The sequence below is a fragment of the Streptomyces sp. BF23-19 genome (genome assembly GCF_041106355.1).
GTDB lineage: Bacteria > Actinomycetota > Actinomycetes > Streptomycetales > Streptomycetaceae > Streptomyces > Streptomyces virginiae_A.
In genome coordinates, this window is record NZ_JBGBPT010000018.1 from 77,079 (window position 1) to 87,222 (window position 10,144).

Annotated in this window: 12 protein-coding genes; 10 read left to right on the forward strand and 2 right to left on the reverse strand. The window is 66.4% G+C overall.

From position 1 onward, the window contains the following. Positions 1–30: 30 nt before the first annotated feature. The 5 genes from AB8A24_RS13310 to AB8A24_RS13330 all read left to right on the forward strand — a co-directional run bounded on the left by AB8A24_RS13310 (position 31) and on the right by AB8A24_RS13330 (position 4,372). Positions 31–693 carry a hypothetical protein gene (locus tag AB8A24_RS13310; RefSeq protein ID WP_369475713.1) on the forward strand — a complete coding sequence of 221 codons (663 nt, stop codon included), beginning with the start codon at positions 31–33 and terminating at the stop codon, positions 691–693. Between the two features lie 278 nt (positions 694–971). Next, positions 972–1,418, forward strand: a complete 447-nt coding sequence (locus AB8A24_RS13315) for a hypothetical protein (RefSeq protein WP_328964221.1) — start codon at positions 972–974, stop codon at positions 1,416–1,418. 231 nt (positions 1,419–1,649) lie between these two features. Next, on the forward strand, positions 1,650–2,177 hold the full coding sequence (locus AB8A24_RS13320) for a hypothetical protein (protein ID WP_328964222.1): 528 nt from the start codon (positions 1,650–1,652) through the stop codon (positions 2,175–2,177). 8 nt (positions 2,178–2,185) lie between these two features. Further along, the gene (locus tag AB8A24_RS13325; protein ID WP_369475715.1) at positions 2,186–3,421 is read left to right on the forward strand and encodes an MAB_1171c family putative transporter; all 1,236 of its coding nucleotides are present in this window, start codon (positions 2,186–2,188) and stop codon (positions 3,419–3,421) included. Between the two features lie 321 nt (positions 3,422–3,742). Beyond that, entirely contained in the window at positions 3,743–4,372 is a 630-nt protein-coding gene (locus AB8A24_RS13330; RefSeq protein WP_328964224.1) for an HAD-IA family hydrolase, read from the forward strand. A 331-nt stretch (positions 4,373–4,703) separates the two neighbouring features. Here the strand turns inward: AB8A24_RS13330 and AB8A24_RS13335 are convergent, their stop codons facing one another. Beyond that, positions 4,704–5,579 (reverse strand): helix-turn-helix domain-containing protein, encoded by an 876-nt coding sequence (locus AB8A24_RS13335; protein WP_369475717.1) that lies wholly within the window; start codon positions 5,577–5,579, stop codon positions 4,704–4,706. Positions 5,580–5,818: 239 nt separating this feature from the next. Between AB8A24_RS13335 and AB8A24_RS13340 the strand changes: the two genes are divergently transcribed. Continuing rightward, a complete protein-coding gene (locus tag AB8A24_RS13340; RefSeq protein WP_369475719.1) occupies positions 5,819–6,337 on the forward strand; it encodes a hypothetical protein in 519 nt (172 codons plus the stop codon). Positions 6,338–6,791: 454 nt separating this feature from the next. Here AB8A24_RS13340 and AB8A24_RS13345 read toward each other — a convergent pair whose 3' ends face one another. After that, positions 6,792–7,271 carry a LysM peptidoglycan-binding domain-containing protein gene (locus tag AB8A24_RS13345; protein WP_369475721.1) on the reverse strand — a complete coding sequence of 160 codons (480 nt, stop codon included), beginning with the start codon at positions 7,269–7,271 and terminating at the stop codon, positions 6,792–6,794. 271 nt (positions 7,272–7,542) lie between these two features. Between AB8A24_RS13345 and AB8A24_RS13350 the strand changes: the two genes are divergently transcribed. From AB8A24_RS13350 to AB8A24_RS13365, 4 genes are all read left to right on the forward strand, one after another. After that, positions 7,543–7,800 (forward strand): hypothetical protein, encoded by a 258-nt coding sequence (locus tag AB8A24_RS13350; RefSeq protein WP_328964228.1) that lies wholly within the window; start codon positions 7,543–7,545, stop codon positions 7,798–7,800. A gap of 874 nt (positions 7,801–8,674) precedes the next feature. Then, positions 8,675–8,833, forward strand: a complete 159-nt coding sequence (locus AB8A24_RS13355) for a hypothetical protein (protein ID WP_266843041.1) — start codon at positions 8,675–8,677, stop codon at positions 8,831–8,833. 264 nt (positions 8,834–9,097) lie between these two features. Beyond that, positions 9,098–9,505, forward strand: coding sequence for a hypothetical protein (locus AB8A24_RS13360; RefSeq protein ID WP_328964230.1), 408 nt, complete (start codon positions 9,098–9,100; stop codon positions 9,503–9,505). Next, a complete protein-coding gene (locus AB8A24_RS13365) occupies positions 9,465–10,010 on the forward strand; it encodes a hypothetical protein (protein ID WP_369475724.1) in 546 nt (181 codons plus the stop codon). Before AB8A24_RS13360 ends, AB8A24_RS13365 begins: the two co-directional genes overlap by 41 nt. Positions 10,011–10,144: the final 134 nt, after the last annotated feature.

Below are 10,144 nucleotides of genomic sequence, written 5' to 3' on the forward strand. Positions count from 1 at the left end.
CTCGCCGCGGCCATCGCCGCGGTCGCCGGCGTGTGCACCCCGCCGCTGGAGGCCGCGCTGCGCGTTCTGTGGCCGCACGTCGTGCGCAGCCCTCACCAACGGCGAGCCGCGCTCTCGCTCGATGCCTGCGCCCGGGAACTCGTGTTCATCGGCGGCCCGCTACTCGTCCTGGCCCCGCACACCCTCGCCGCCGCCGAACGTCACCACGCCGAGTACCTCTCGACGATGACGCCCGCGGCGCTCGCCGTAGGCAGCCTGATCGGCGGCCTCCTCTACGGACGCCGCACCTGGCCCGGCACGCCGACGCGTCAACTCCGCACGCTCGGTTGCGGCTTTGCGGTCGGCTCCCTGCCGACGCTTGCCGACCCCGCCCCTGCCCTGGCCATCACGGCCGCCGTACTGCCCGGCCTCTTCCTCGCGCCGCTGCCGGTGACGGCCTTCCACACGCTGGACTTCCTCGGCCCCCGCCTACTCGCTGAGGCGTCGGCCTGGCTCATCGCCTCTCTGGGCCTGGGACAGGCCGGTGGGATCGCACTCGCGGGGCTCGTGCCAGCGGCCACTGCTCCCGCGGCAGCCGCAGGTGTTGCCGCCGGCGGGGCCGCAGCCGGGTCCGTCGTGCTGCCGCCACTTCACCCCTGCTGCCGACCGCCCTCCGGTGGCGGCTACTCAGCCGAGCCGCCGACCGGACCATGAGAGAAGTAAGTCGGCCTCCCCCGCACAAGGGTTGGGGCAGACTACGGCGAGAATGGATCCCGGGTGCACCCGAACGTGCGCTGAATCCAGTCGACTTGACAGGATCGTTATGTGTAGGGATATCGTACGATCTCTCATCAAGTGGGCTAGATGGTCAACATCTTTGGTTGACCTGGCCATACTGTTCAGTTCCGCAACGGGGGTAAGGCCAGTACATGCGGTGGAAAGCTCGCCGCGTCGGCAAGGGGTATGCGGTCAGCCGCCGTGCCGTACGCAGAGTGGCCGGGAACATCGTTGAGGAAACCAAGCGCCGGGCGCAGCCGTTCGACAACATCTTCCCCCCGCGCAGTGTCCGCGGATCACGACCGGTCCACCGCATTGCCACCCGGGCGTTCACGGGCGCCGTCATCGCGATGGCCTTCGTGTCCACCGTTGCGTTCGAGGTTGTCGCCGAAGTTCCGTACTTCATGGAACCGCACGCCGGCGTCTTGGGTCTGCATATAGGCATGGGCCTGTTCTGTCTCTGCACCGCTGCCGTCGCGGTCTGCGCGGCGCAGCGGCGCGGCGCGGTCAAGCAGACACCCCGGCGGGCGGTGAAGCCCGGCAGGGTGGTGATGGCCGTGGCGATGGTGCTGGACGTCGTCTACGACGTGCTGCACATGGTCACCACACGTCGTCACGCTGGGCAGCGAGGCGGGGGTTCACTGCACACGCGGAAAGTCTGACGACTACTGGCTCGGCCTGCCCAACGCATGCCTGAGCGCGGGGCGGGTGGCGACCCGAAAGCAAGCGGGGCAGGGGCGAGGGGGGACGGGGCGATGAGGTGGGCTGCTCGACGGAAGACCGCCCGGAGCGGGGAGAGTGGCGGGTTGCGTGCAGAACCAGGCGGTAGAACGCCGACGCACCTCGCGAGAGCGGTCATGCGGTGGCGCGGGGACCCTTCGCGACGCGCCCTCTTGAAGGAATGCGAGAAGCTGCTTGCCGATCTGCCTGTGCCCACTCCCTTCAGTGTCGAGGCGCTGGTCCGGAACATGGAGCATGCACTGAAGCGTCAGATTCGGCTGGTGCCTTTTGACGACCCGGATGGAGGGCTGGGCACAGCCTGCGGCCTTCGAGTCAGGACGCCGGAGTTCACGGTCGTGCTCTACCGGCGCCGATCCAGCCGGAACCAGACCGAGCACATCATCCTTCATGAGCTGGCGCACGAGTGGCTGGACCACGGGAGCACCCTGACCGATGAAGAGGTCGAGCGATACGTCCCTGAGCACATCCGGGAGGAAGTCCTTCGTCGATTCCCCTCGGCTCTGGTCCAAGGCCGCGTGAACTACGACAGCCCGGAGGAGCAGCAGGCCGAGTTGTCGGCGTCCCTGATCAAGCGGTTGGCCCGCCGTCAGCCGTTGGCCGGCGACGACATGGTCAGCCTCTTGGAGTCCTCGCTCTCCCACCCGGTTGCTCCGCCGCGGCGTGGCTCCAAGAACGAATAACGGACGGCATGCTCGACTTCTTCAGGTACCTGACCGCGGCAGTGATGACCCTCATAGCCGTCTGGCGATTCCCCGCCGTCCGGTACGGTGACGCCCACCGCCGAGCCCTCTGGGGCGGCTACGCCGGATTCTCCGTGGCCTTGTGGCTCTACACACCAGCAGCGCTGCACGCCGTGGACCGCATCCCCGTGATCGACCTGAACGCTCTCCTCAGACACTTCGCCAGCACCGCCGCCATCATCGCGTCCTTGACGTACGTTGCGACCAGCTACGGCAAGAGCTCCGAGGCCGTGGTGCCCCGACACGTCACGGTGTCGCGCTGGATCGCCCGTGCCTCCTACCCGGTGGGCGCAATCGGCGTGACCCTGCTCACCATTCTCTTTTTCACCGTTGTGGACCGCCACCGGCAAAGTGAAGACTTTCTCAGCGATCATGCCGGGGAATTGGGCGCCGCTGTGTATATGAGCGTCTTCTACTTCTTCCCGCTCGTCACAACCGCCGTCTGCGGCTACCAGTGGTCGCGGGGGGCGCGAGAAGCCGAGACGACCAGTATGCGAATCGGTCTCAGGCTCATGGGAATCTCGATGTGGATGGGGCTCATCCATACGACGGCCCGAATCGTCATCGTGTGGACGGCGGTATTTTTCCCGATGAGCCATTCCACAGTGGAGATACTCATCGATCTCACGGCGATGTGGATGAACCTGCTCTTCCTGATCGTGGCTGTAGGCGCGAGCATCCCCACCACCAGCGTCGTTGCTGCTCGCTGGAAGACATGGAAGACCCTCTACCGGCTTCACCCGCTCTGGTTCGACCTGGTGAAGGCTTTCCCCGGAACGAGTCTCTATCCGCCCGGGTCGCGCCTGGCCGAGCTGATCCACATGCGGGTCCCCAGCGATGTCCGCCTGGACCGATGGACCCAGGACGTCGCTGATGCCTGCGAGAAGCTCCGGTACTACGCCCCGGAGACGCTCTTGTGGGCTGCTGAGGAGACAGCCTCGTCGCACCCCGACCCCGAGCCGGGCGCCGAGGCGTACTGGATTGCCGCGGCGCTCCGTGCCGCTGCCTCCACAAAGGCCAGCCAGTACGCGACAGCCCCGCTCCAGGAGAAACCTTTCGTCGACACGAACAGTGAGGCGGCTTGGCTCGTGCGAGTGAGCAAGGCTTACGCGGTCATCACCCCGGGCGACGCTCAAGAGCTTCTGCAGCAGTCTGCGGAGCTGAGTCTTGAACCGGACGCGTAAAGCGGTGCAGCCCGAAAATGCTGTTCGAGTTGCAGGTACTGCTCCTTGCGGCTGAAGAAGTCGACTCAATTGGGAGGTCGCGTGAAATAGGAAATAGACCCCAGGTGCTATTGCCGCCCTTCGGATTCGGGCGGGGCCGCCAGTCCCGCAAAGAGGTGGCTGGTACCGTGGGCCAGACAGTGGGTGGCATCGTTTTCCGCCCTGTAAATACCGCCGACCCTGGAAAGCGAAGCGCAGGCGCTGTCGCCGCCACGCGTATGCCGGGGCCGGAACGCTGTCCAGTACGGGCGGCGCCCAGATTCTCAGCACTGGAGTTCCTGCATGTCTCAGCACACCGGCCTCGTCCTCGACTTCGGAGGCGTGCTCACCACACCGCTCCTGCCCGTGGTGCTCGCCTTCGAGCAGCGTGAAGGGCTTCCCCAGGGTGCATGCATCTCGGCCCTGTACCAGGACGAAGAGGGCGTCCGGATCACCAGCGACCTCGAGCGTGGAGCGGTCAGCCAGACCGAGTGGAACGAGATTGCCGGCAAGAAGCTGGGCGTCTCTCCCGACAACTTGATGGGCAGGATCTTCGGAGGCCTGCGTCCGGAGCCGCTGCTGATCAGCGCGGCCGCCGCGGCGCGGCGAGCGGGGATCAAGGTGGGCATCCTGTCCAACTCGGTGGGCCTCGCGCCCTGGGACCTCTACGACGGCTACGACCTCGACAAGCTGTACGACGTCGTGGTGATCTCCGAGCACCACCAGCTGCGCAAGCCCGACCCCGAGCTCTTCGAGATCACGCTCAAGCTCATGGAGATGCCTGCCGAGCAGTGCGTCTTCGTGGACGACACCGAGGCGTACGTCCAGGCGGCGGAGCAGCTCGGCTTCGCGGGGGTGCACAACAAGGACCCCAAGCAGACGGTGGCCGACCTGTCGAACCTGCTGGGCGTGGACCTCACCGCCGCACCGTAGCCGGCCCCCCGGGCAGGCGCCTGGTCCAGCCGTCCCCGGCCGTTGGCCACCTCACTGCGAGGTGGCCAACGGCCGGGGATCTGCGTTGTGCCGGTGCGGCTCGGGACCCTGGTCGGACGCGTCAGAACTGTGGGACCACATCTGGTACATGGAAGGTGCCGTTCCGCCCCCGGACGAAGCCCGGCCGTCGGCTACCTCGACACGCCGCATGGGGCGTGCCCCAAGCTGCAGCTCAGCCGCGGAGGGCGTCAGGCTGAGGGCGGGAAGCGGCCGGCTCCGCGATGGCCAGGGGTGGACGGCTCGGCGGCGCTGTCAGGGCGTGGCGCCGGCGTCACTGCTCGCTCTGCTTGCCCGGCAGCTTGTTCTTCAGCTCTCCGACGACTTCGTTGATCTTGGCCATCATGCCGGCCGACAGCCCCGCCTGGTTGCCGCGGGCGGCGAGGCCGAGGATCTGGCCTTGGTGAATCGACCCGAGGAAGCGGATGGCTTCGAGGAATTCACCGGCCGCAGGGCTCAACTCGGCGTCGTCCTGGAAGAGGGCGATGTCGACCTGGAGAGCATGAGCCAGGCCGGCACGTACTGCGTCCGAGGCAGTCGTTGGGGCGCCCGAACGAAGCGCGGCGATACCATCGGCAGTCATGTGCGTCGTGCCGCTGTGCTCGTTGACGGCCTGCGCGATCTGCTCGTTGGACGGAGACGTCCGGCCTACGTACCCGTGCTCCAGAAGATAGTTGATCTTCTCGCCGACCGTGCGAGGTGCAGACGGACGAGCTTCCCTCAGCGGCCGCACCCTGCGGAGCCCGAACGAGACATCCTGCGCGGTCAGTAGCTCTTCCGTCGTCACCCCGTAGGCGCGCGAGAGAGGTCCCACGTAGGCATCCTGGAGTCGACGCCTGCCGGACTCCGCGTTGCTCAGCGGCACGCGACTGGCGTTGATGGCCTCGGAGGCCTGCGCCACGCTGAGGCCGGCGTCGCAGCGGAGCAACTGCAGGTCCACGGCGCCGTCGTAGGGGAAGAGGACGTCAAGGTCCTGACCAAGTGCCGACGCGATCCCTGGGAGTTTCTCCCCCTTGGGGAACTCCTCACCGCTTTCCCATCGCGCCACGGTCGGGCCGCGGACACCTACCTTCGCGCCCAACTCCTTCTGGCTGAGCTCCCTACCCCGTCTGACAGCCCGCACTCGGCTGCCGTCGAATTGACGTGGCACATGAACTCCTGCGACTTGGCGGTCTGGACCTCGGGTGGCGACGAGAGAACCCTAACGGCAACTGGCTTGATCGATCCATGCATCTACCGTACGTTTCTGTATCGCACCTGATGGTGGGGCTCCGCTCGCGCGTCGATCCTATGCCCTGGTTAGTCCATCGCTGAACTACTCGCCCTGTTCAAGGCGGGTCCACCGGACCCGGTCATGCAACGGTCCAGGAACCTGGAAGGATCCCACCGATGATCCAGTCCCACCCAGAGGTGTTCAACTCTGGCGAGTTCAAAGGTTTCAACGAAGCCCGGCGAATCATGTGGTGCTATGAGGCTCGTGCCCGCGTGTGCGAGCGGTTCGAGGAGACGAGCTTCATCGACGACATCAACGTTGCAGCGGTCCACGTCGACAACACCACCAGGGCGGACCGCGTGTTCCTCGTGGCATTCGACGAGGCCGGCCAGCAGGTCGGCGTCGACACGCTCTACATCGACGGACCGAATCAACACCTCGACATCGCTTCCGAGTTCGACCACGACTTCACTGGGATGGACGTCGTGCCGGACTCGCAGCTCGACCATGCCATCTCTCGCGAGAACGGCTGGGTCGTCAACCTGAAGGTACTGCGCGAGTACGAGCCCTTGGTCGATCGCCGGGCCACGCAGCGTGCGGTGTTCTTGATGCATCTGCAGGACATGATGAAGACCGGCGATGCCCGCGGATTCCTGTTTGGTCGAGGTCAGTCCGATGAGACTGATGCGGCGTGAGGGACCACGATCTTGTACATCGGACGACCCCGCTGACCAGGCTGTCGGCGGGGTCGCCTGATCTCTGACGTTGTTGCGGCGCCGCATTCTCGCAACGAGGGGGGATCAGCACAGCTGATCCGGGTGTCGAACCCGGGCCGACTGCAGGCGTGCCGTGGACCGGCTCGCGCCGGTCCCGGCTGACGCCTGGCGGTGAGCCCCACGAGGTCAGGCAGTTCGTCTTCGACGCAGTCGCCTTCTAGGAGCGGAACCCGTGAGCGAACCGCTGAGCAGAACGGCATCCTGTCCATGGACGACGAGATCGAGAAGCTGCGCCGGCTGCGCACGCGACTGATGGACCTGCAGGCCGCCGGTCAGCAGAGTTCTCCGCTTGAGGAGACGACACCCTGACGGCCTCGTGGCGTCAGGGCGTCGATTCAGGCTCGGTACGTGACGGTGTTGCCCTGTCGCGTCGTCACACCGGCGGGTTGAGCAGCGAGGCCCCCGCGTTGATGAGATCCTGAATCTGGACCTTGCTCATCTCGACCAGAATGCCGATCGGAACCCCCGTCGCCCTCGAGATCGCGGCGAGCGTATCGCCCGGCTCGATGGTGGACGGCTTCGTCTTCGGCGCGGGCTCGGCCGGTGCGCCCGATCCGTTGGGTCCGTTGGGCTCGTCCTCGTCCTCGTCGCCGCGACCGGGCGTCGGAGCCGGACTCGCCCCGCTCTCGTCCTGCTTCGCCGTGCTGTCCTCGCTCGGCTGCTGGGCGCTGCCGCCTCCGGCGTCCTTCTCGTCAGGGTTCCCCGGTACCTCGGCCGGGGCGTGATTGCCCTGCAGTGCCTGGGTGAAGCCGCCGTCGGAAGTCGCGAGCTGCGTCAGGCCCCAGCCGGCGAGGAGCGCCGCTCCGCCCGCCATGACGCCGGCCGCGATGAGCGGCCCTTTGCCGAAGCCCATCGGGCCGGCGTGACTCCCGGCAGTCGCCTTCGTCTGTGCCGTCGGCTTCGACGCCGTCCCCACTGGCCCCTGAATCGTAGCCGCCATCCCTGCCTCAACTCCTCTATGAATAGCATGCAGAGTCATCCGTGTCCAACATTGACATTCTACTCATAGTCGAATCCAAGTCGATACGATAAGGGATTGAATGGTGGTCGGAATCCTGTCCGATGGGTCGCCAATGGATCCCCGAACCATCGACCGCCAGGCCGAACGAAGGAAGCGCACCACCATGGCCAACGACGATCATTCACGCCGAGGTCCAGTTCGCCGATCCGAACAACCCACCCTCGAGGGGCAGTTCGTTTCCGAGCGCCGCTACGGCTCCCCGAAGCGGCCCGAAACCGGACCCAACTACTCCATCGACTCGAAGGGCACCACCCTGCCGGTCATCGCGATCCCTTCTTTGAAGGGCGACGGCACCTACGACCAGGACGAGTCCGGCCGGGAGCTCGTGCATGGCCTCGACGTCACGCTCGTCCTTCAATAACCGCGGTCTGGCCCTCAAGCAGGTGATCGTTCACGAGTAGCCGCGCTACTGCAATGCCGGCGGCATCGATCAGGCTGAGCTGGCTGCGCGTGGCATCGTGCTCAACGGCACGCCGCGCTCCGTTCAGGCCACCCCTGCCAGTGCTGCCCCTCCCACCGCTGTCCCGGTGGCGACCGAGGTGGAGGACGGCCTGTCCTTTCCGGCCCCGCAGCCTGCGTCCGCACCTGTGGCCGTGGCCGCTCAGGCCCTGGTTCGGACTGCCCCGGCGACCGTCGGTGCTCCGCGCCGGCCTTCGCGTCCATCGAGGACCTCTACGCGCAGCCGGCCGTGAAGGCCGGCGAGAGCTCCGGCGCTTCAGCGTCCGCTGTCGACACCACCGAGGACATGCCCGGCATCCCGTACTCGCAGGCCATCATCGAGCAGACCCTGTCCGGTGCACGTCATCAGCTCCGGGATCCCGGCGACTTCAACCACGACATGTCCCGCTGGGAGTTCTCGGTTCTCGCCTCGCTCTACGGCCGGATGCGGACGCAACTGCGGGCCTGCAGTGCCCTCGGCGTCGAGTACTCGACAGGCGACACCTCGTGGGTGCTCTACAAGGCTGGGCTCGACGTCATTCCTGCGCGCCCCGAACACAGCGAGCGGCGAAACGGCCGGCCTTCCTCCTCGACCGGGCGGCTGCGCTCGTGGCTGACCGCGAGGCCCGCTCCTCGTCGACCAACTGACGCTCCATGCCTGTTCCTGCTGCTTCTGCTTCTGCTCCTGGTTCATCTGCTGCCTCCGTCAGCGGGTGAGGCAGGTGACGGGTACTGCGGAGGAGCCGAGTACAGGTGGGGGACAGCGCTGATCGCGCGGAGCGCGATCGGGTGGCGATGTGCAGCAGGACTCCATTGAGGCTGGTGCGACGCCCGCTCCCATGGGCGAACCCGGTATTGGCAAGTCCAGCTTCGTCGAGGCCCTGGCCTACTTCATGGGCACGCAGGCCTTCACGCTGCCGTGCAACCAGCTCGCCGACCGCCCTGGACGACCGTGACCGAGTGGTGGCCCTGTGGCGCTCGCTCGGCATTGTCTGCATGCAGGTCGACGAGGGGAACTTCTGAAGTCGTGACTGTCCATCAATCAGGGGCCCGTGCTCCAGTCCCGCACCGTGCGGGGCTGGAGCACGGGCTCCTCCTTCTCCTGGGTGGCCCGCCTCTCGGAGATGGAGTGAGCCATCATTCGACACCCGTATCGACTCGGCGATGACCCTCGTATGTGAGTCGACAAGAAGTTGATCTCGACTGACTATACTGAAGGCATGACTCGCAACGACAACGCTCACGACAACAGCACTTCCGGTGCCGAGCTCCCGAAGTTCTCTGTCAATGTCGTCCCGACAGGCCAGCTCGGGCACGAGGAACTCGCCACGGTTCTGAACCTCTATCGCCGCGGCCAGATCACGCCGCTGATCTTCGGAGACGGCAACAAGCCCGAGGCCGCGATCATCCCCTTTGCCGCGTTCGTGCGCCTCATGAAGTACGACCACGCGGCCCATGTCCACGCTGAGGCTGATTTCCAGGCCGAGCTCTCCCATCGCATCCAGGAGTCCGACGCCTCCGGCGAGGCGGGCATGACCATCGAAGAGCTGGCCGAGAGCCTCGGCCCGCTCGGTCAGCAGTGGGCGGATGACCATCGTGCTGCCCAGCAGAAGAAGACCCATGAGTGAGCGTCGGCCTGCCATCCGCTTCCTGCCGACCGCCGGTCTCAAGCAGGACCTCCAGACTCTCCACGACGCTGCGATGACGCGACCTCAAGGACCGGAGGGCCGGCTCCTGCGCGTGGCTCTCAACCAGCTGAGCCGGATCCAGCAAGGCGCGCCGGGCACGCACCCGCTGGCGTACTTGCCCAGTTATCCCGACCTCTCCGATTGCGAGACCACATACGTCGGCGCGGATCCGAATGCAAAGCCCTCGCACCGGATCGTCTGGCGGGAGCACGCGCCCCAGCGCCCGGGCGAGCCCGTCACCCGCGAGGTCATCGCCCTGGGTGAACGCGCGAACGGGCAGGCCTACTACATGGCTGGTCAGCGTCTGGGCCGCCCTGTGGGCTTCACTCTCGCCGAGCTGGCCGCGCAGCGCGAGCCGATTGCGAGTCCCTCGCGACCCGGACGGCGCTTGATCGGCAGTTTCGACACGCCATCCATGAACGAGCCTGACCCCCAGTTCGAGTGACCTGTACCTAACCGTGGCCGGCGTGCTCATCGTCCCGGTCGGCGCGCTCGTGCTGATCTTCGTCATCGCCGACGGCTGAGCCTCGCGGCCGAACTTGTCTCATCCATAAAGAAAATCCCCGTGATGCCTGCAGG

What these genes read in the sequence shown, in the direction of transcription:
- AB8A24_RS13350 (WP_328964228.1), top strand. Translation starts at nt 7,543, where the DNA reads ATGGCCAACGACGATCATTCACGCCGAGGTCCAGTTCGCCGATCCGAA.
- AB8A24_RS13345 (WP_369475721.1), bottom strand. Translation starts at nt 7,271, where the DNA reads ATGGGCTTCGGCAAAGGGCCGCTCATCGCGGCCGGCGTCATGGCGGGC.
- AB8A24_RS13340 (WP_369475719.1), top strand. Translation starts at nt 5,819, where the DNA reads ATGATCCAGTCCCACCCAGAGGTGTTCAACTCTGGCGAGTTCAAAGGT.
- AB8A24_RS13330 (WP_328964224.1), top strand. Translation starts at nt 3,743, where the DNA reads ATGTCTCAGCACACCGGCCTCGTCCTCGACTTCGGAGGCGTGCTCACC.
- AB8A24_RS13365 (WP_369475724.1), top strand. Translation starts at nt 9,465, where the DNA reads ATGACCATCGTGCTGCCCAGCAGAAGAAGACCCATGAGTGAGCGTCGG.
- AB8A24_RS13360 (WP_328964230.1), top strand. Translation starts at nt 9,098, where the DNA reads ATGACTCGCAACGACAACGCTCACGACAACAGCACTTCCGGTGCCGAG.
- AB8A24_RS13325 (WP_369475715.1), top strand. Translation starts at nt 2,186, where the DNA reads ATGCTCGACTTCTTCAGGTACCTGACCGCGGCAGTGATGACCCTCATA.